The organism is Rufibacter roseolus, assembly GCF_017916365.1.
GTDB classification, from domain to species: Bacteria; Bacteroidota; Bacteroidia; order Cytophagales; family Hymenobacteraceae; genus Nibribacter; species Nibribacter roseolus.
On the sequence record NZ_JAFMSU010000003.1, the window covers coordinates 994128 to 1015903 of the forward strand.

The window sequence follows — 21776 nt, forward strand, 5'->3', positions numbered from 1 at the left end:
TTATGGGGTAGAATTAAAAAAAGGGAAGAAAACGGCCATCGGGTTACTGGATCAGGTTTTCGTACATCATCCAGCCGCCGTAGGCCACGCACAGCACCGAGGAAACCACCACCATACCCATCCGTACGCTTCGGCCTATTTTCATGCGCTGGGTGAAGGGGATGTTCACCAGTCCGGCAGCCACAAACATGCCCAGGATGGAGCCCAGCCCAAACATAACCAAATAGGCCACGCCCAACCATGGATTCTCAATCTTGCCCATAATGGAAATCACCAAGGCTCCGCTTCCGGCCAGGCCGTGGATCAGACCCACAGTGTACGCGTAGCTGTGTTGGTAGCGCGGGGTTCTGGATCGGGAGAAGTTCTGCTTGTTCGTCAGTCGGCTGATGCCCATGATCACCAGCATCAGCCCAACTCCGGCCTCGAAATACCCGAAACCGGCTTCATAGTTGGTGGAGTGCAGGAAAATAACCTGGCTCAGGATGATAAGGGAGCCCAGCAGCACAATGGTGGTGGTATGGCCCAGGCCCCAGAACAAGCCGTCTTTCATGGCCAAGAGCCAGCTGTCGCGCTTGGAGACAATGTTGCCCACCGCAATGAGGTGGTCTGCCTCAAAGGCGTGGCCCATTCCCACCAGGGAGGCAAACATCAGGGGCATCAAGGTTTGCATGGATTCTTAAACTATTTACTTCCTAAAATTTTATGGAAAACAATTTAAGAATCACAGCCCAAGAAACAAAGACCGGCATTTTCCGCAAAGAAGAACAGTAATATTCAAATTTTCCTTAATGAGAAAATTCTATCTAGATTTCAGAGGTTCTTTCTTCTTTTTTGGAGAATGCATTTCATACCTTGCCCTTATTCAAGCTTTGAAGGCAAGAATCTACGCCAATTCATCCAGTAAAAAGAAATTACAAAAAGAGGGAAAATGATGCGAAAGGCTGAAGGGGAAACGGGTATTTCGGGCCTGTTTTAAGAGAAACAGGCCCGAAACAGAAATCAGCAGTACCTACAAACGGAGAGGTTATAGATCTGCCTCTATATAATAGTGTAGGTTCTCTTTGGTGATGATGTCCAGGGGCAGGTACTTGATGGGGTTCACTTTTTTCTTGAACACCAGCTGGTCGGCGAGTCCGTAGATGCCCCAGTAGCCCTGGCCTTTGGGGTTCTGGTTTATGAGGAACTCAATGAGGCCTTTGTTCAGGAAATGCAGGTTCCGCTCCATGAGGTCATAGCCCACCAGCTTAATATGGGTGATGCTCCGCATCTGTAGGTAGTTGGCCACGGTATGCGCTTTGGAATTGGTCACGAAGATGCCCCTGATCCCGGGATTATCCTGCAACAATTTATCCAGCTGCTCATGGAAGGCCGCCGAGGAGGAGTTGTGCAGATCAGCGTGTAACAGGGAGTACGGCGTTTTTGGGCTGATTTGGCTAAAATAATCGAAAAACCCCTGCTCTTTGTTTACCAGGTGCGAGGAGTTGGACAGGTCCACGTCAATATGGGCCACCAAAAAAGTGGCGCCCTGCGGATGGCCGTAGTGCAGCAGCTTCGCGGCCAGATACCCGCTCTGGTACGAGTCCTGCCCAATGTAGATGAGCGGTTCATAGTCGGGGATGTGGGTATTGAACAACGCAAACGGAATTTCCAGGGCTTTCCATTTTTTGAAGAACGTCAGGGACTCGCGGTAGAAAATAGGCGCCACCAGAATGGCATCGGGTCCCATAGCTACCACTTCCCCTGCCCTCTCCTTGAAGGACCCGGCATCATAAGGATCAAAGATGAATTGTGTTACCCGCACACCAAATTGCGCCAATTCATTTTGGGCTTTCTCAATGCCAATTTTGGGTGCTTGCCAGTAGATATCCTGCGCCGGATCAGGGATGAGCGCCGCTATCTCGTACACACGGTTGTTTACCAGGGTACGAGCCAGCATATTGGGTTGGTAATTGAGTTCCTGCGCAATCTCCAGCACTTTCTGGCGCACCTCCTCGGCCACCCGCCCCCTGTCATGCAGCACCCGGTCTACCGTGCCGGTAGAAACTCCCGCTTTCTCCGCAATATCCTTGATCCGTACAATGCCTTTCTTTACCATCAATCCAAAATCTGGTAGCCTGGAATAAATTACTTCGATTTGCTTTGATTCAAATGTTTATACAGCCTTAAAGAAGCATGCATAAGAGTGTAACAAGCAGAAAACCTTACTTTCTAATACCTTGAAATACCCCCGTTCGGCCAAATATACTAATAACCACTGACTCGCTTCCTTTATCTAGACACCCACGGCTTCGGTAAACCAGTTGCGGTCCATTCATTACTTTTTTACAGCCTGAAGAAGATGCGCCTTTGGTATAGCCAGTAACAGATGGCCCATTCACAGGCTAACGTCACCAAAGACGCAAGAACAGCCTGGAAACCTGCAGGTATTTGAATCCAATCAGTAAGTCCGTTGGTGAAGATAGCTACGGTACTGTTGAGCCACTGTAAGCCCACGGTTTCAAAAAACAGATAGATGAAGATGGGATTCATGCCCACCAGCGTGAAAAACAGAACCCAGGGGCCGGTTCTCTTCACGTCAATAAACCAATAGCAGAAAGCCAGGATCAGGAACACCCAGCCACCAGAAGCCAGGATAAAAGAAGCGGTGCAGGTTCTCTTTATAATAGGATCTACCCCGGCTATATCCAGCAAATGCCCCACGGCAACTCCAATGAACCCCGCCACCAGAAAAACTCTGAGTTTAGCCTGCGCTGTTCTGTTGGAAGCCAGCACTTGCCCTGCCAAGGCGCCCCAGATGGTATGGGCTGCCGAGGGCAGGAAGTTCATGGCAATCCAGTGGTCGCTGTTCAGTTTTCCCATCAACTGCAGGTCCATCCAGGACCCGAAATTCTTGTCTGGGGTAAAAGGCTGGTCAAACCCCAGAATGTTGGCATAGCGGTACAGTACCTCGGTGAGGCCTATACATAATAGAGACACCAAAAATTGGGTCCGGGCTTTAAAGGGCAGGAGGAAATAGGCCACCAGCAATGTTACCGATAATTGCGAGAGCACATTCCACAGTTCCCAGACCAATTTGCCCGCGTACACGCAATGGAGTACCACCCCAAAGAATAACAGCTTAAGGCTTCTTTTTAAGACATGGCCGGTGATGGTGGCCTGGGCATCGCCCTTCTGCAACCGGTTCTGAGTGGAGAAGTACAACGAGGTACCGGCAATGGTCATGAAAGCCGGTTGTACTAAGTCCCAGAAATGGAGCCCGCGCCAGGGTACGTGAAAGAACTGCTGCACCAAATCACCGGCCACTCCTCCTTCTGTGGTTACCCCTGCGAGCCGCGCATATAATAAGGTGCTTTCCGCAGCCAGCAAGAGCATGATTACACCACGCATAAAGTCCAGGGAGAGGAGTCGGTTGCTTGTTTTCATAGGGCCGCCTTTTCCGAGCGCTTATTGGTGATAATTCTTCAATTAGTTATCATGAAAGAGTAATGCCCTCCTCCTGCCTTATGATTCTTTAAGGTCGCTCTCATCATCTAGCCAAGCGCCTGAACGCTTATGAACAAAAAGGATTACCTGTATCTGCCAAGTTCACCCTACTTGAACCTCCTTGCCTCTGGGCAATTTTACATCAAATTGATAAATTAAAATTACAAAGCAAGCTTTTTACCTTTATTTCATGTGTACGAGCACATATATGATAAAACTCTGCGTTTTCGTACACATTTTACCTTAAAGGGCTTGCTTATCTAAATTATAGTAGCTATGTTTAAAACACCGAGACAAGAAAATCTCCATAAATAAGAGGTAGCTGCCCAGTTCATGTGTTCTCCTTTAAACCCATGGCGCAGCAAATTTCAGAACGGCTGGTTTGGAGATGGAAAAGACGGTTTCAAAGCTGAGCCCTATGGGTGGCACGGCTTCTTTACTGGATTCCTGAGACAGGTATCAACAGCCATTCAACGGCGGTTGACCATTGATCTGAATTATTCCCTGCGCATATAACAGAACTGACCTATACCAAACAGCAAGCCTTTATGGAACCGAACTACAAACCTTTGTCTCTCTCTTCATAGCCCAGGAAACCCTTAACAGGGTTAAAACACGGGACTTGAAAGTACCTACGCCCCTTTGCATTTCCCGCAAACCTGAAAACCGAAACAGATCAGGTTGATTGACTTGGTATCAAACACTGGTTCCGCAGCCCATCACCCCCACCCATTCCTTATTGCTCTTTTAGTTGATCCTATCTCACCCATAAAATGTAATTACATGAAAAAAATGGTACAAAGATTTTTGAAGCTAACGTTCCTGATGCTGCTGCCTGTTTTGCAGGTAATGGCCCAGGGGCGGACCGTGACAGGAACCGTAACGGCCAAAGAAGACGGCCAGGCCTTGGCCGGGGTTAGCGTAGTGGTAAAAGGTACCACTACCGGTACCACCACTGACCCAAACGGTACCTACAGCATTCAAGTACCCGACCAGGGAGCCACGCTGGTTTTCTCTTTCATAGGGCTTCTCTCGCAGGAAGTAGCAGTACAAAACCAATCCACCCTGAACATACAGATGGCCCAGGACCGCAAAGCCCTGGATGAGGTAGTGGTGGTAGGCTACGGCACCCAGAAGAAAAGGGATTTAACGGGTGCCATCAGCTCAGTGAAAGCCGAGGACCTGGTGGTGAACTCCGGGGCCGCCTCCATCGGGCACATGCTCAAAGGCAAGGCCGCTGGTCTGATGATCCGGGAAAACAGTGCCCAGCCTGGCGGCGGATTGGACATTCTCATCAGGGGAGCCGGTTCCATCAACGCCAGTAACGCCCCATTGATTGTGGTAGACGGTTTCCCTATCTCAGACCTGCAGCAACCTGGCAGCGGCGGACGCTACCAGGCCGGTACCCAAAGCATCCTGAACTCCTTCAACCCCAATGATATTGAGTCGGTGGAGGTATTGAAAGACGCCAGCGCCACCTCAATCTATGGGGCCCGGGCAGCCAATGGGGTTATCCTCATCACCACCAAACGCGGAAAATCCGGCAAAGCCGAGGTTCAGTACTCCAACACCTTTTCCCTTCAGCAATACAACAATCCTTTTGAGGTGCTGCCCCTGAACGAGTGGATGCAGGTGCGTAATGAGGCCGCCTGGGAGCGCTGGAACTTTGACAACAACGTGATCCCTTACGGCACCAGAACCCTGGAAGAAGCGCAGGCAGATCCTGTTAATGGGCCATTTCGCCGATTATACACCCAAAACGCCATCAACAATGTAGGAAGAGGCACCGACTGGATAGGTCTGGTTACCCGTGACGGATCAGTCCAGCAGCACAACCTCTCCTTAACCGGAGGTACAGAGTCTACCCGGTTCCTGCTGTCTGGCAACTACTACAAGCACAACGGGGTCATTAAGAACTCAGGCATTGAGCGCTTCACGGTGAGAGCCAACGTAGACCAGGACGTAAACAAGTACATCAAGTTTGGCCTGAACCTGACTGCCAGCCGTATCAACAATGACAACAGCCAGTTGGGCGGCGACCAATACGAGAACTCCGGAATCATCAGGGCGGCCATGCAGATGGGGCCTCACATCAAACCCATTGACGAGAACGGCAATTACCCAATAAACCCGCTCCTGGCTCTGCAGCCCAACCCTTATTCTCTGCTCACCATTTCAGACGAGGGCCGCATTGAGCGCATGTTGCTCAATTCCTTCGTAGACATCATCCCTATCCCAGACCTTACAATTCGGTTAAAAGGCGGCATGGACCGGGGCCTTACCAAGCGCTGGAATTACCTTCCCAAAACCACCATCCATGGCGCGCTTGAGTTCGGGCGGGCTTCTATCGCCGAGATCGACAAGAACGAGTACTTGATGGAGGCCACAGCTTCCTACGCCAAAACTTTTGCCACAGACCACCGAATCACCTTACTGGCAGGGGTTTCCCAGCAGAACTTCTACAATGATTACAACAACGTAGGCAACACCAACTTCATCTCAGACGCTTTCCTCTGGAATAACCTGGGTGCCGGAACCAGCACTAAAACCGTTGGTTCTTCCCGCTCAGAAAACGTTTTGGCTTCTTACTTTGGAAGACTGAACTACACGTTAAAAGACCGCTACCTGCTTACCCTAACCGTAAGGACAGATGGGGCCAGCGTGTTTGCCCGGAACAACAAATGGGGTACCTTCCCATCGGTAGCGGTGGGTTGGAACGTGGCCGAAGAGCCTTTCTTCGGCAGCCTGGCCAATGTGGTTTCGCAGTTCAAACTCAGAGCCAGCTACGGCCAAACCGGGAATGCCTCCATAGGCAGCAACGCCTTTGCCGCGTATTACGCCTACCCTGCCTGGTTATCAGGTGAAGACGCCCAGTTGATTGGGGTATCCCTTTCCAGATTGGAGAACCCAGACCTGAAATGGGAAACCACCACAGAGGCCAACTTCGGCTTGGATTTCTCGCTCTTCAATGGCCGCATAGACGGTTCCCTGGAAGTGTACAACCGGGTTATCTCAGACCTGCTTTTCGCCAAACCTATCAACTCCTACCATCCTATCAACACCGTGATGGCTAACGTTGGCGAGACGCAGAGCAAAGGCTTTGAACTGACCGTGAGCACCCGCAATTTTCAGCGCAATGACTTTGAGTGGAGATCTATCTTCACCTTCTCCAAATTCAAAAACAACTGGAAAGAAAGAACACCAGACTGGAAACCTGCCGTGTATGAGAGCGCCGATGACCCCATCCGAGCCATTTACGCCCGGTTATCAGACGGCATCATGCAGGTGGGCGAAGAGGTGCCTTCCCAGCCGGAGTTGAAGCCTGGCATGATCAAAATTAAGGACATTGACGGGTATGTGCGCGATGCCAACGGCAACCCGGTGGTGGATGAGAACGGCCGTTTCCTGCGCACCGGGGCACCAGACGGCAGAATTGACGATGCAGACACCAAGCTGCTCGGCACCTCAGACCCCAGCCTGATTGTGGGCATGACCAACATCTTCACCTACAAAGGATTCAGCCTGAACTTTGATTTCAACGGCATGTTCGGCCGCAAAATGGCCGACCCTAACTTCACTACCTATGGCGTAAGCGCAGACGGCGTTTACACCTTCGGGTACAACGCCTTGAGCAGCGTGAAAAACCGTTGGACTCCGGAGAATCCATCCACTACCCAACCTAGTTCTTTCTATGGCTGGTCTCCTTACGGCGTAGGTGATTTCTTCCTGCAAGACGCCTGGTTTATCCGGTTACAGAACGTATCGCTGGCCTACACCCTGCCCTCTAAATGGACCGGAAAAGTATTCTCCAGAGCCTCTATCCACGTGGCGGCGCAGAACCTGTTCGTGATCACGCCTTATGACGGCGTAGACCCAGAGACCGATGCCTACACCGCGGCTTACCCTAACGTGAAAACCTTCACCACCGGTATCAACCTGACTTTCTAATGAACCTGCATCACTTAACATATAAGACCATGCGCAAAGTATTCCTGTCTCTTGCATTTCTCCTCCTGCTGGGCAGTTGCACAGATGATCTAGAGTCCATTGATTATTCTGAGATAAACCCCAGCATTTTCCCGCAGTCTGAGGCTGACGTGGAAGCCATGGTGATGGCCTGCTATTATCCCTTGCGGGGCTCCTGGGGCAACGGTATCCATACCACCTCAGAGAACGGCATCATGTTCATCAACGACGCCACCACTGAGATCCTCAACGGAAACTTCGGCTCGCAGATGTTGGCCTCCCTCCACAACTACAAACCCACCGACGAAGGTATTACCCGCTTCTACGATCTCTTCTACAACAAAATCAGTCTGATGACCTTGACCATTGATCTGATCAGCAAGGCCCAGGTGAGCGAGTCGGTGAAGAAAAAAGCGATTGCTGAAATCCGGGCTGCCAGGGGCTTGTTGGCCTACGAGCTTTTTGACATGTACGGTCCGTTGGTGATTGCGCCGCTGGAGGTACTGCAAAGCCCATTGACAGAAACCCCATTGGCCCGTTTGTCACACCAGGAAACCGTAGCCTTCATTGAAGCCGACCTGGTAGCCGCCGCCGAAGACCTGCCCCACCCGGCCCAAGCCGAGTACGGCCGTTTTAGCAAGGGTTTGGCAAAAATGGTGCAAATACGCCTGAACCTGCACGAGAAAAACTGGAGCAAGGTGGTAGAGTTATCCAATGAGATCATCAATTACGGCTACTACACCCTTACTCAGGATTACGAGAGCATGTGGGATCTGGAAGGCGCCAAAAACAGCAAGGAAGTGATCTGGGCCATTCCCTGCGATTACGAAGGCACTAGCGAAAACCAGTGGCAACTGATGGTACTGCCCTCCAACTACCCGGTAAAAGGCGGCTGGGGCACCATCCAGAGCACCTGGTGGTTCTATGACACCTTTGAGGAAGGCGATGAGCGTAAAACCATGCTGATTTCCGAGTACACCGGCACCGATGGCAACACCTATAACCGCGCCAACCCAGGTACGGTCATGAACATGGGCCCTATCCCGCTGAAGATTAACCCAGACAACGCCAGAACCACCGCCCTTACTACCGTGGATATCATCGTCTACCGCTACGCGGATGTGCTCTTGTCTAAAGCCGAGGCCCTGGCCAATGCCGCTGGAACTCCTTCTGCTGAGGCCATGGAGCTGGTGAACGTCATCCGGAGAAGAGCCGATCTGCAAGACAAAAACCTGGCCGACTACAGCTCCTTGGCCGCTTTCAATGATCTTATCCTTACCGAGAGAAGCCACGAATACTGGTGCGAAAACGGCCAGTACCGCTCTGATCTTATCCGCCACGGCAAGTTCGTGGAGCGGGCCCGGGAGGTGAAAGGCTCAACCTATACAGATGAAAACAAAGCTCTCTATCCCTTCTCTCTCAGAACTGTGAGCGAAGGAAAAGGGAAATTCATCCAGAACCCTGGCTACTTCTAATAGCTCCGGCGGGAGCGGCAAATAATTGGTTGCTGCTCCCGCCAACAGGGTTTCCTTTTGCCGGAAATCCTCCACCGCATGTAAGAAGTAACCTACCATCACTACAAGTTTCAACCGAGAGAATTGCCTCCAATGAAAGGAAAGCTGCTTACCGTCATCATCCTGAACCTGTTGCTCACCTGTATCTCCGCCTGCTCAGGTAGCGGCGAGGAACCGGGGCCGGAGCCCGAGGTAAAGCCTAATCTCACCTATGCCCTGTCTAATGAGATTTTCTCCAACCCAGAACGGGGCTTCATGCGGCTGTTCCCGGTTTACGCCGAAGGCAATCCGCTGAACTCCAGCACGCTCAGTTCTCTCAGAAACAACCACATCACGCTCATCCAAAGGGTCTATTACCTGGAGAAGTTCAAAGCCGCCCCGCTCAGTCCAGCCCAGCTCTCTTTGATCCAAACCGATATGAACCTGATCAGGCAAGCCGGGTTGAAGTGCGTGCTTCGGTTTGCCTACACAGACCAGATGAACGGCACAGATGCCCCATTGGCCACCATTGAACAGCACCTGGACCAGCTGAAACCCGCGTTTGAGGCCAACAAAGACGTGATTGCGTTTGTACAGGCGGGTTTCATAGGTCCCTGGGGCGAGTGGCACAACTCCACCAATGGCCTGAACACCACCGAAAACGAAAAAAAGGTCCTCTTCAAGTTACTGGATGTGCTGCCCACCGCATTGATGGTGCAAGTAAGGACCCCGGCCAAAAAACAGCAGATCTTCGGGACCACCAACCCTTTGAGCAAAGAGGTGGCTTACACAACTGAGAAGATTGCCCGGGTGGGCCATCACAACGACTGCTTTATGTCTGGTGGCACAAACTACGGCACCTACACCAACATCCAGACGGAGAAAACCTACATCAGCAACGAGGCTTTGTACGTGCCCACCGGAGGCGAAACCTGCCCTCCGCAGGCCGGCTACAACCCTAACTGCACCGAAGGCCGCACCGAGATGCAGCTTCTGAAATGGACTTACCTGAACCTGGACTATTACCAACCCACCCTCAACGCGTGGCGGAATTCGGGCTGTTTTGATGAATTCCAGCGCAATCTGGGTTACCGGCTGGCCCTGGTAGATGCCACTTTGGCGGCCCAGGTGGGCACCAACCAAGCCTACAAACTAGAAATTAACCTCACAAACAAAGGATACGCCCCGCTCTATAGCCAGAAGAACACCTGGCTGGTGCTCATAAACAAAGCCTCGGGCGCGCTTCATCAGGTACCGGTGCCTGTGGACCTTCGCGAAGTAAAACCCGGCACTACCTACAAGATGAACCAAAATGTGAGCCTGACGGGTATTCCGGCCGGCGACTATGACCTGTTCCTCAAGATCACGGATAAGGCGGATGCCCTGAAAGACCGTCCGGAATACAGCGTGAGACTAGCCAATACCGATGTCTGGGTTCCGGATTCCGGCCTGAATAGCTTGAAACACCAATTGAAAGTAGGGAACTAACCCCTGCGCAGAACAGAACTTACTTAAAGCTCCAGAGACATGAAAAACAAACTCTTACTTTTCTTTGGCTTAAGCTTCCTGCTGGTGGCCACCTTTTCCTGCGAGGAAGACGATGAAGGTTCCGGCACCAAGGCCGTCTTCAGCTACGTAACCGATGGTTTCGTGGTCAATTTCACCGATTTCTCCCAGAACGCCGCTGAATATCTCTGGGATTTCGGGGATGACAGTGAGACCTCTACCCAGTCAAACCCCACGCACGTTTACGGCAAGAAAGGCGACTACCTGGTGACTTTGACCGTTAAAAACAACGGCGAGACCAGCACCTTCCAGGACTCGGTGTACGTTTTAGGGCCGAATATTAAAATAGACGGCGATTTCACCGATTGGGAGCACGTTCCCTACACCCACACCAATGACGAAGGCACCGGCGGTACGCTGCTGGCCGTGAAAACCTTCGCCTCCGCCGGCGCCCTGAACTTCTACCTGGAAGGCACCCAGGACTTCAACCTGGCCGTGATAGACCTGTACCTTGATGCTGACAACAACCCCGAAACCGGCTTGAAATCCTGGATGTATCCTGCCGGCTCCGGCGCCGATTTCCTTCTGGAAGGCAATTACAATCCGGGCACTCCGGCAGAGTCGGCAGGCAGCATGTTTGCCCACGTGGGGCCTGGCAATGACTGGGCCTGGAACGAAGTAGCCTCCTTTGGCCAGGCCGTGCAGTTCTCGGCCATGAAAACCGTGGGTGGCAAGAAAGTACTGGAGTTCGCCGTCAAGCGCGAAGGCCTGGGCAACATGAAAAAATTCGTCAACTTCGCCATTGTGGAGAGCACCGCAGGCTGGGCCGAGATCGGTAACCTGCCTTACAACAAGCAGCCTACCTCCAAGTTCGCCACCATAGAACTGTAGACCTCCAGTGTTTGGGGCCTGTTTTGCGGAAAACAGGCCCCAAACACTTTGAAGTAATTCAACACTTATTTGCTTCCATTGGACCAGAACAAAAAATTGAGTTACTGTTTCAGCGCCTCTATCCGTTCCACCCAGTCTCCCCTACTTCATGCCAAACAAACAAACGATCCTTCCTATCCGGAAAACCAGTTGTATTTTGGGCCTTCTCCTCGCGCAGCTGTTTATTGCGACTTTCGGCCAGGCCCAGACCAAAATTACCTATACAGAGAGTACCGAGGATTTCGCTAATCCGGAACGGGGCTTTTACCTGGCCTCCGGTGGAAAGCCAGGCTCTTTATCTGCCGAGGAACTGACCAAACTAAGAAACTTGCCGGCCAATCAGAACATCACGCCCAGCGCCAAGTACTCGGCTAGAGTAACATTGTTGTACCGCGGCTACCTACTCTCAGATTTCAAGACCAAGCCCATCAGCGAAGAATTTCTGCAGTTGATCCGACGGGATATGGACGCCACCCGGAAAGCCGGCCTTAAAATGATTTTGCGGTTTGCCTACACTAATGACACCAAAGCCGGCGACTGCAAAGATGACTACAAGATTTGTCCGCCCTACGGCGATGCTTCCAAGCCCATCGTCCTGCAACACATCTCGCAGCTAAAGCCCATTCTCCAGGAGAACGCCGATGTGATTGCCGTCATGCAGCAGGGTTTCATTGGCATCTGGGGCGAGAACTACTTCACCGATTATTTCGGGGACGCTTCCAACAACGGCCAAGGCGTCATCAATGACAGCAGCTGGCTCAACCGCAATGAAGTGACCAAAGCCCTCCTAAACGCATTGCCCAAAAACCGGATGGTGCAGGTGAGAACGCCCCAGATGAAGCAGCGGTTTGTCTACGGCCCTCAAGCGCCGGTAACCTCTAGCCCCACCTCTGAGCAGGAAGCCTTCACCCACGAGGACCGCGCCCGCGTAGGGCTGCACAATGATTGTTTCCTGGCCAGTGAAGACGATTACGGCACCTTTGCTGACTACGGCAACTCTTCCACCAAGCGGGGCCCGGCCAATGAAGTCATGCGCAAATACTTTGAGGCCGAGAGCAAGTACGTAGCCGTGGGTGGTGAAACCTGCGACAATGCCTTCAGCCCGCAGAACGACTGCGCCCCCGCCGGACACGCCGAGCAGGAAATGGCCGCCATGCACTACAGCTACCTCAACAGCTCCTACAACAACCAGGTGAACAATGACTGGGTCACCGGCGGCTGCATGGACAACATCAAACGCCGGCTAGGCTATAGGTTCACCCTGAGATCAGCCACCTTGCCCGTGAAAGTCAAGAAAGGGAAAGCCCTGTCCATCGCGTTGAACCTGGAGAACACCGGCTTCGCCTCCCCTTACAACCCGCGCCCGGTACAACTGGTCCTCCGGAACAAAAAGTCCGGTCAACTGCATGTTCTGCCCCTCACCACCGAAATCCGGAAATGGTTTCCCGGCCAGGTCACTGTCTCCCAGGAACTGACCCTTCCTGCTTCCTTAGCTAAAGGCGAGTATGACGTGCTGCTCAACTTCCCGGATTCCTACGAAAGCCTCTCCAAACGCCCGGAATACAGCATCCGGCTCGCCAACAACGATGTCTGGGAAGAGACCACCGGCTTCAACCGTTTGAACCACACCATCAAGGTGAATTAGCCTTCTCCTTTTAACTAAAACGTTTGGGGCCTGTTTTCCACAAAACAGGCCCCAAACGTTTTATGTAGTTTTATAAGTGCTTGTTGATTCAGATTCCCAGGAAGTGATCCTTGACACCTTCCGATGGCAATAATGCTTCCCTCTTTCCAACTGCGCCCGCTAAAAGCAGATTCTCCCCTTGAGGGGAGATAAAGAGGGGTGTTTACGCAGGAGAGCACGCATTCACGCTGTAAAAATCAAGCCTTATACCCTCCAATGAAGTACCAAAAGACGATCAACAATGCATGGATCGGCAGGTGTAAACACCCCTCTCCGCTCCCCTCAAGGGGAGAATCCACAATGGTAGGCGCAGTTGGCTGAATAGAAAAGTACTCTTCAATTTTAGAGTTCACGATCAACAAAAATCCCAGTTCCGTTTCAAGGATGATTTTCTAAAAGCATCCTTGAAACGGAACTGGGATTTTTTACCAGATGGTATTTGCTAAGCTCTCACATTCGTGGTTCCGCCACCCTGCAGGGTTAATTCCACCGGTTTGTTTTTCTGCCAGGCGCCAACGGTGAAATCAGGCACGTCGATGGAGTTGGAGCGGTTGGCTACGGACCATTCGCTCAGCGGCGCGACGGAGCTCCAAAGGGCGGCATCGTAAACATCTTGGTCCAGTGGCAGGCCGTTGCGGAGGCAATCTACTAAACGCCATTCCATCAGGAAGTCCATGCCGCCGTGGCCGCCAATCTTTTTGGCCATCTCACCCAGTTTCTTGATGAGCGGAGGTGTGTACTGTTCTTCCACTTTCTTGAACTGTTCCGGGGAGAGCCAATCTTCGTGGCTGGAAGCGATGCGGGCGGGGTCAGGCCATTTCTGGGCGATGCCTTTGGTGCCGCTCACCAGATGGATGCGGGAGTATGGGCGCATAGAGGACACATCGTGCTGGATCATGATGGTACGGCCGCGTTTGGTCCTGATGGTGGTGGTGTTCATGTTGCCCCGGAAATTCATCTTCGCGAACTCCTGGAAGAAACTATCTTTGGCGGCCAACTCCTTCGCTTTAGGGCCCATGCTGAAATCATTGGAGGACACGGAAGTGAGGTAATCCATTTGGTCGCCGCGATTTATATCCATGACCTGACAGATGGGACCTAGGCCGTGGGTTGGGTAAAGGCTGCCGTTGCGGCCGTTTTCCCTCAGGCGCCACATGTTATAATAAGCCTCCTCGGTATCGCTGGTTTTAGCGAAGTTCAGATCAATGAGGTTGTGGATGTAGGCGCCCTCGCCGTGTACCAGCTCCCCGAAGAATCCCTGCCGGGCCATGTTCAAGGTGAGCATCTCGAAGAAGTCATAGCAGCAGTTCTCCAGCATCATGCAGTGTTTCTTTGTGCGCTCAGAGGTCTCCACCAGTTGCCAGCACTCCTCTAGGGTCTTAGCGGCGGGCACTTCCACAGCCACGTGTTTGCCGTGTTCCATGGCGTAAACGGCCATGGGCGTGTGCAGGTGCCAGGGCGTGGCGATGTATACCAGATCAATATCGTCGCGGTTACACAGTTCTTTCCAGGCATCTTCCTTGCCAGAATAGGTCACAGGTTTGTGGATGGAGCCTTCCAGTTTCTTCTGAACGGCGGAAATCCGCTCCGGACGGATGTCACAGAGGGCATTGATCTCCACGCCTTCAATGTGGTTCATGCGTACCACCGAGGCCGGTCCGCGCATGCCCAACCCAATGTAGCCCACCCGCACTTTGTCCATTCTGGGCGCGGCGTACCCGCTCATATTGAAAAGCTGCCGATGGGGTTTCTTAGCTTGGCTTTGGATCTGGGAAAGTGCCCCGGCCGTGGAAGCACAGCCACTGATGAAACCGGAACTCACCAGGCCAACGCCGGCCAAACCAGCCAGCTTAAGGAAATCTCTCCTATCATTACTCATAGATGTTGCTTTATGGGGTTAAAGAGCTAAGCTTCGTTCAGAGAAAATCAGGGCACCCAAGGCGCCCGAGGAAAGGTTAAATCCGTTTTGGGCGGCCTCAGGATCTTAGGGCTGTTTACTCAAAATCAGGTTAAAAATGAGTGAGCATCTCGCCTGCTCAAGGACCAGTTTCTCCATAGGTGCCTACAGAAACTGCAGTTCCCCGAAGTACTCGGGCAGGTGGAAGTTGGGCGAGGCAGCCTTAATGGTGTTCCAGGTCAGGTAATGGGGCTTGGGCAAGTCATCGCCACACTTGTAGAAGTTCACTTTACAGGTCTGCTCGTTTAAAGAAGTAAACCCATGGAAGCAGAAAACCTCCACCGGTATCACCAGCGTCAATTCCCACTTCACGGCAGCATTGGGCAGCTCTCCCACTGAGAGCTGCGCGTAGCGTTTTATTTCCCTGATGACGGCCTCGGAAAGGAACCGGCGGTTTTCCTTGCCGGCCCCATAGGCCATGAGGCAGGAACCTAGGCTGTTGAATTCCAAGTTGTAATAGGCTCTCTCGTCATTGAAGGCGATGAACAGCTCCACGCAGCTGTCGCGGTACACGGGGTCGTTGGTTTTGCGGAACACCGCCCTGATGGCGTCCTCCTCCACGTAGAACTTCACAAAAAAGCAGTCGTTGCTATGGGCCACCGCGAAAGACACCGATGGTTTATAGGGGTAATCGGGCCAGGGCGCAGTATTAATGGCATGCTTCTCCAGCTGGTCCAGTTGTTCTGAGACTTCCTCCAAAGGAGATTCCCGGTCTAACCGGAACAATAGCGGCACGTCTAATTGCTTCATAAGGGCTTCAGGCTTTGGTGGTGACTTCGGCAAGGCGGGTTTCCTGCACTACTTTCTCTAAAATGCCTTGCAGCGCCGACTGCAGCGACTCCACTTGCTTCACCAACTGAAACTGCGCCCGGCATCGCTGCAGGTTATGCACTGGGAAATGGATCTTGTAATAATGGTCGCCGTCTATGTAATCGGTGAGGAAGCGCAAGCCCATGATGAAAGGCAGCAACAGCACCCCGTGCAAGAGGGAGGCGATTTCATGGTCAGAAAGGGCGTTGCTAGTCTCCTCCAGAAAGCCTTTGGCAAAGGCCTCAAAAAGGGCAAGGTTCACCTGAATCTTCTCCAATTGCGGCTCGTCTTCGGGCGCGGTGTTGACGGTGGTCCGGATAGCATCCCCAAAATCGTAGGCCACGTACCCGGGCATGACGGTATCCAGATCGATGACGCACTGCGCCTTGCCGTCTTTGTCCAGGAGCACGTTGTTGAACTTGGTGTCATTGTGGGTAATGCGCAGCGGCAGTTCTCCCCGCTGGCCCATGTGGTAAATGGTGCTCATGGCCTCGGCTCGCTCCTCTACAAACGCAATCTCCGCTTCCACTTCCGCTACCCTCCCTACCGGATCGGCGGCCACAGTTTCCCTGAACAGCCGCAGACGGTTCACCACGTTATGGAAATCGGGTATGGTGTCATGCAGGAGTTCCACGGGCAGATCGGCCAGTAGGGCCTGGAACTTCCCAAAGGCTTTGCCGCCTTCGTAGGCCTGCGCTGGGGAAGTCACCATATCATAACCCAGAGTTTCATCCAGGAAATAATACATGCGCCAGTAGTTGCCCTCCGCGTCATGGTAGAACCATTTCTGGTGGACCGTTGGGATAAGCGTCAGTACCTCTTTCTGGGGCTGTGCGCCCGGCGTATTCTCTAGCTTTTGGCGCAGGTGCGTGGTCACCACCTGGATATTGTCCATGAGGGCGGGCACGTTCTTGAAGACATGGTGGTTCACGCGCTGCAGCAGGTAATCTGGGCTGCCCGGCTGGGAGTTCATGACGTGGTAGGTGTCATGGATGTGACCGGAGCCATGCGGCACCACCTGCGCCACACCGCCTTTTATGCTGAATTGCGAGAGTATGGGGGACAATTGTCCGGCCGGCGCTGTTGAATTTGTCATCTTATCTGATCGTTTCTGTATTCCTGGCCCAAAGATTCTCTGGGTACACACCTGCCCTCACCAACTCCCGAAGCGCCTCTACGGCTACCGGCTTGTCCTCCGGGTACGTCACCCCGAACCATTTCTCGGGGGTGGGCAAAAGCTTCACGCGGGTGACGCCGTCTTTCACCAATTTATCCAGCACCAGAGGCAGGAAGAACTCCGCTTTGGGGTTCTGGGCACTCTGCTGGAGGAATTCCTTCAGGTATTGCTCAAAGTAGGGCAGCAGGTCAGGGGAAAAACCCATCAGGTTCATGGAAACCATCTGGTCTTGGGCCAGCGGAACCTGCTCCTGGGTAGGGGTAATTGCCATGATACCGTTGGCCGTCCGTTCAATGTGCGTCTGTTCCGTGATGCTGATCAGGTTGCCGCCCGCATCCACCTCGCAGATGCCTCGGGAAACCGCCCCGTGCTCAGACAGAGTGTTGGCCAGCAGATACCCCACCAGGCCGCATTTCTGGCCCGTTTTCAGGAAATCGGCCATAATCCTGAAAGACTCGTAGCCGTAAAAATCGTCGCCGTTGATGACCGCGAAAGGCCCTGTGAGTTTAGAACTCGCCACCCACACGGCATGCGCCGTTCCCCAGGGCTTCACCCGGTTCTCCGGCACGGTGAAGCCATCGGGCAGGAGGTCCAGTTCCTGCAGCACGAAATCCACTTCCACGGTCTGGCTGAACTTATCCTGCATGGCGGCCCGGAACTCCTTTTCAATGGACTGCCGGATAATGAACACCACCTTCCCGAAACCGGCTTTGATGGCATCGTAAATGGAGTACTCAATGATGGTCTCGCCGTTGGGGCCGAAAGCCTCCAGTTGTTTCAGGCTCCCGTAGCGGGTAGCCATGCCAGCCGCCAGGACCAGCAAGGTTGGTTTATCGTTCATCTCTAGCCTTGTGGGGTTTAAGGTCGTTTTTCAAAAAATGGCCTCTAAACGGAATTTGCTTCTGGTATCAACTTAGAAGTGGTAGCGCTTGAAGGCCTCCATGGCCTCGTACTCGGTTAAGCCCAGTTGGTCGTAGATGCGGGCCGTGGCACGGTTCCGGTCCTCGGCGCGTTGCCAGAATTCCCGTTTGTCGTTGCCGGGGAAAACCGGACTGTCTTTCTGCGACTGGTGCTTGAAGATGGCCTTGCGTTTCCGGAGCAACTCCTCGGGGCTGATGGGCACCGCCATCTCAATGTCCTCAATGTCCCACTCCTGCCAGGCGCCGCGGTACAGCCACACATAGCAGTCCTGCATCCAGGGTTCGTGTTTCAGGCGGTTGATAGCTTCCAGAATGGCATCTAGGCACACCCGGTGGGTTCCGTGCGGGTCCCTCAGATCGCCGGCGGCGAAGATCTGCTGAGGCTTTACTTTGCTTAGCAGATCGGCGACCGCCTGGATGTCTTCCTCGCCCAATGGTTTTTTCTTTACCTGGCCGGTTTCATAGAAAGGCAGGTTCATGAAATGCACGTTCTCTTTCTTTACGCCGCAAAAGCGGCACGCTGCCAGCGCCTCCCCTTGCCGGATGAGGCTTTTGATGCATTGCACAATCTCTGTATCCTCGGCACCCAGTTTCTTCTGCTCCAGGAAATCCTCTACTTCAGTATGCAGGCCTTGGAACTCCGCCGTAGCAATGCCCAGCTTTCTGGAGAGCCCCAGGGCGAAATCCGCGAACCGGTGCGCATCATCATCAAATACGGCGATGTTCCCCGAGGTCTGGTAGGCAACGTGCACGTTGTGGCCCTGATCGGCGAGGCGCAGCAGGGTGCCACCCATGGAGATGACGTCATCATCTGGGTGCGGGCTGAAGATGAGGGACGTTTTGGGGAAGGGGTTAGCGCGCTCGGGCCGATGGCTGTCGTCTGAGCCGGGTTTGCCGCCAGGCCAGCCGGTGATGGTATTCTGGATGGCGTTATGCACCTGTATGTTCAGGCTGTAGGCCGAGCCTACACGTACCAGCAAATCGGTGAGGCCCCAGTGACGGTAATCTTCATCGGTGAGTTTCAGGAGCGGTTTTTTGGCCTGCAGGCTTAACCAGATCACGGCCCGGCGCATGAGGTTCTGATCCCAATCCACCAGCCCCACAAGCCACGGCGTTTTAATGCGGGACAGCTCAGAGGCCGCCCATTGGTCCAGGATTACGGTGACGCGCTCATGCTGCTGCAGAAAAGAAGCCGGTACCTCCTCTGAGATCTTGCCTTCCACCATCTGCCGCACAATAGGCGCCTTGCCCTCGCCCCAGGCCATCATTATGATTTTGCGGGCTTTCATGATGGTGCCCACGCCCATGGTAATGGCCCGCAGCGGCACAAATTCCTCCTTGATGAAATCCTTGGTGGCATCGACGATGGTAAGCGGATCCAGTTTCACCAGACGAGTATGGGAAGTGAGGCCCGAGCCCGGTTCATTGAACCCAATATGCCCCGTACGGCCAATGCCCAGCAACTGCACATCTATGCCGCCCGCTTCTTCTATGAGCTGCTCGTAGGCCGCGCAAAACTCCGACACTTTTTCAATGGGCAGGGAGCCGTCTGGGATGTGCACGTTCTCCGGCAGGATATCTACGTGTTTGAACAAGTGCTCCTGCATGAAATGCACATAACTCTGCAAGGCATCGGGCTGCATGGGGTAGTATTCATCCAGGTTGAAGGTGATTACGTTACGGAAGCTCAGGTTCTCGTCTTTGTGCAGGCGCACCAACTCCTGGTAGACTCCTATGGGCGAAGAACCAGTGGCCAAACCCAGGACTACATTCTCCCCGGTTTTCTGTTTCTCCCTGATGTTAGCGGCAATGGAGTGGGCAATACGTCGGCAGCCCTCCTCAGGAGTGTCAAAGATGGTGACGGGAAGCTTCTCAAGGGCAGTGGCAGAATAGGTTAATGTTTCCATAGACGGGCAGATTTAGAAAAGCGTAACCAATGGGGAAAGACCAGAAATGTTGATTCCTTATCTAAACATAGAAACATAAAACAAGAATAACAAAGGAATCCGTTAAAAATGTGTTCGAGCACACTTAAAAAAGTTTCATTTGTGCACGAACACGGCTTCTTACATTTATATACAGCAGAACACCTACTTTTATCTGAAGCAAGCCATTGGATTTTGTTCTTCAAGGCTGAGAACCGGATAAAATGCTGCCATGGAATTTACAACTTCCGCGCCTAGACAAACCAAGTCAAAAAAGATGCACTTCCTCTATTACCGCCTCTTCCCTTTCCGGTAATCCAAGCAAAGACAACATTTACCCATAAGCCATAGTATCTGATAAGGCACAACTCAAAAACTCTGCTATGGAAGAAACAAGTCAGAATCGTTTACAGAACCAGGTTGCGATAGTTACCGGGGCCAGTTCCGGAATTGGACAGGGCATTGCCATCAGGTTGGGTCAGCACGGCGCCAGCGTGGTGGTGAACTATCACTCAGACGAGGAAGGTGCCCAGGCCACCAAAGACCAGATTGACGCCGTGGGAGGAAAAGCGATCCTGGTGAAAGCCGATGTCTCGCAGGAGCAGGAGGTGGAAGCCATGTTCAAGACTGCTAAAGACACCTTCGGGACCATAGATATCCTGGTGAACAATGCCGGTATCCAGAAAGACGCCGCCTTGGTGGAAATGACCATAGAGGAGTGGCACAAGGTGATTGGCACTAACCTAACGGGGCCTTTTCTCTGCGCCCGCGCCGCCGCCCGTGAATTCATCGCTCAGGGCATCAGAAAAGAGGTTTCCAAGGCAGCCGGTAAAATCATCTTCGTGAGCTCAGTGCATGACATTATCCCGTGGGCGGGCCACGTGAATTACGCTACCTCTAAAGGGGGCGTGGCCATGATGATGAAAACACTGGCTCAGGAACTGGCACCGCAACAGATTAGAGTGAACAGCATCTCGCCGGGAGCCATTAAAACCGATATTAACCGAGAGGAATGGGAAAGCAAGGAAGGCGAACAGAAAATGCTCTCACAGATCCCATATGGCCGCATTGGCGAGCCGGACGATATTGCGCGGGTAGCGGCCTGGCTGGTGTCTGATGAGGCAGATTACATCACCGGCGCCACCTTGTACGTAGACGGCGGCATGACCCTCTATCCCTCTTTCGCCGACTAATTAAAAAGTCAGAATTAGTGGTGAAATAAGATGTGTCCAGGAGACTTCTGCCCGCAGAAATCTCCTGGACACATCTTATTAGAGAAGGCTTAAACGTATAGCCCAGCCACAGGCAGAAATATCCATATTTCCTTGGGGAAAGAGTAAGATTTTCAAGAAACCGCCCCTAAATGAGGAAATCCTTACTGCCGGGGATGATTGCGGTGCACCATCTGGGCCACTGATTCTTCCAGCCATTTCACGGCCTCGTTCTCGGTGAGGAAGGCTTTCCGGCAAACATCAGAGGAGTCTGAGGTGATCGCTGACAAGGCGGCCCCTTCCTGCAGGCGCTGCATCTGGCGCGGGGCTAAAAGCCAGGCCACCAACACGTGGGAGGAGACCTGTTCCAATACCTTGGGGTAAAACTCAAAACTGAGCCAATCGCTTTCCTTCTGCGACATGTCGCCTTTGGAGCGGCAGTCAAGCAGCCAGGAGCATGCCTCATGCTCTTTGGCCGTGGAGAGAATGGCCAGGCAATTCATTTTGAACTCAGTGAAAGTGACAGGCTGCTGCCAACGGATAATGACCGTTTGCATATCCGCCCGATAGGAGATCTTGATATGTTTGCTGAATCCTATCTTCATGGCGCAAGGGGGACTAAACGCTACTTAGTGGCGCTTGGGTTGAAAATCATACCTAAGTCGTTGTCTGTCTGTAATTGAATTTAGCGGAAGGGTTTGGTAAATGCAAACT

Annotated in this window: 15 protein-coding genes; 6 read left to right on the top strand and 9 right to left on the bottom strand. The window is 52.8% G+C overall.

What is annotated here, in order from left to right; genetic code table 11:
• Positions 1 to 43: 43 nt before the first annotated feature.
• From J3P35_RS19940 to J3P35_RS19950, 3 genes are all read right to left on the bottom strand, one after another.
• Positions 44 to 670: an urease accessory protein gene (locus J3P35_RS19940; RefSeq protein ID WP_210466501.1), complete on the bottom strand. Its 627-nt coding sequence runs from the start codon at positions 668 to 670 to the stop codon at positions 44 to 46.
• Positions 671 to 1024: 354 nt separating this feature from the next.
• Positions 1025 to 2095 carry a LacI family DNA-binding transcriptional regulator gene (locus J3P35_RS19945; protein WP_210466801.1) on the bottom strand — a complete coding sequence of 357 codons (1071 nt, stop codon included), beginning with the start codon at positions 2093 to 2095 and terminating at the stop codon, positions 1025 to 1027.
• A 227-nt stretch (positions 2096 to 2322) separates the two neighbouring features.
• Positions 2323 to 3423, bottom strand: coding sequence for an acyltransferase family protein (locus J3P35_RS19950; protein WP_210466502.1), 1101 nt, complete (start codon positions 3421 to 3423; stop codon positions 2323 to 2325).
• A gap of 852 nt (positions 3424 to 4275) precedes the next feature.
• Here J3P35_RS19950 and J3P35_RS19955 point away from each other — a divergent pair.
• The 5 genes from J3P35_RS19955 (at position 4276) to J3P35_RS19975 (ending at position 13023) form a co-directional block, all read left to right on the top strand.
• Complete coding sequence (locus J3P35_RS19955; protein ID WP_210466503.1) at positions 4276 to 7431, top strand: SusC/RagA family TonB-linked outer membrane protein; 3156 nt, start codon at positions 4276 to 4278, stop codon at positions 7429 to 7431.
• Between the two features lie 29 nt (positions 7432 to 7460).
• On the top strand, positions 7461 to 8924 hold the full coding sequence (locus J3P35_RS19960; protein WP_210466504.1) for a RagB/SusD family nutrient uptake outer membrane protein: 1464 nt from the start codon (positions 7461 to 7463) through the stop codon (positions 8922 to 8924).
• A 132-nt stretch (positions 8925 to 9056) separates the two neighbouring features.
• Complete coding sequence (locus J3P35_RS19965) at positions 9057 to 10430, top strand: DUF4832 domain-containing protein (protein ID WP_210466505.1); 1374 nt, start codon at positions 9057 to 9059, stop codon at positions 10428 to 10430.
• A gap of 39 nt (positions 10431 to 10469) precedes the next feature.
• Positions 10470 to 11339, top strand: coding sequence for a PKD domain-containing protein (locus J3P35_RS22135; RefSeq protein WP_210466506.1), 870 nt, complete (start codon positions 10470 to 10472; stop codon positions 11337 to 11339).
• A 196-nt stretch (positions 11340 to 11535) separates the two neighbouring features.
• Positions 11536 to 13023, top strand: a complete 1488-nt coding sequence (locus J3P35_RS19975; protein ID WP_210466507.1) for a DUF4832 domain-containing protein — start codon at positions 11536 to 11538, stop codon at positions 13021 to 13023.
• Positions 13024 to 13504: 481 nt separating this feature from the next.
• Here the strand turns inward: J3P35_RS19975 and J3P35_RS19980 are convergent, their stop codons facing one another.
• The 5 genes from J3P35_RS19980 to nagB form a co-directional block, all read right to left on the bottom strand.
• Positions 13505 to 14941 carry a Gfo/Idh/MocA family protein gene (locus J3P35_RS19980; protein ID WP_210466508.1) on the bottom strand — a complete coding sequence of 479 codons (1437 nt, stop codon included), beginning with the start codon at positions 14939 to 14941 and terminating at the stop codon, positions 13505 to 13507.
• 183 nt (positions 14942 to 15124) lie between these two features.
• On the bottom strand, positions 15125 to 15769 hold the full coding sequence (locus J3P35_RS19985; RefSeq protein WP_210466509.1) for a carbohydrate-binding family 9-like protein: 645 nt from the start codon (positions 15767 to 15769) through the stop codon (positions 15125 to 15127).
• A 7-nt stretch (positions 15770 to 15776) separates the two neighbouring features.
• Positions 15777 to 16925, bottom strand: a complete 1149-nt coding sequence (locus tag J3P35_RS19990; protein ID WP_210466510.1) for a phosphotransferase enzyme family protein — start codon at positions 16923 to 16925, stop codon at positions 15777 to 15779.
• A 1-nt stretch (position 16926) separates the two neighbouring features.
• Complete coding sequence (locus tag J3P35_RS19995) at positions 16927 to 17847, bottom strand: nucleotidyltransferase family protein (RefSeq protein WP_210466511.1); 921 nt, start codon at positions 17845 to 17847, stop codon at positions 16927 to 16929.
• Between the two features lie 72 nt (positions 17848 to 17919).
• Entirely contained in the window at positions 17920 to 19833 is a 1914-nt protein-coding gene (gene nagB / locus J3P35_RS20000) for a glucosamine-6-phosphate deaminase (RefSeq protein WP_210466512.1), read from the bottom strand.
• A gap of 401 nt (positions 19834 to 20234) precedes the next feature.
• On the opposite strand from nagB, the gene J3P35_RS20005 reads away from it, so the two are divergent.
• Entirely contained in the window at positions 20235 to 21044 is an 810-nt protein-coding gene (locus tag J3P35_RS20005) for an SDR family oxidoreductase (protein WP_210466513.1), read from the top strand.
• A gap of 182 nt (positions 21045 to 21226) precedes the next feature.
• Here the strand turns inward: J3P35_RS20005 and J3P35_RS20010 are convergent, their stop codons facing one another.
• Positions 21227 to 21667 (bottom strand): hypothetical protein, encoded by a 441-nt coding sequence (locus tag J3P35_RS20010; protein WP_210466514.1) that lies wholly within the window; start codon positions 21665 to 21667, stop codon positions 21227 to 21229.
• Positions 21668 to 21776: the final 109 nt, after the last annotated feature.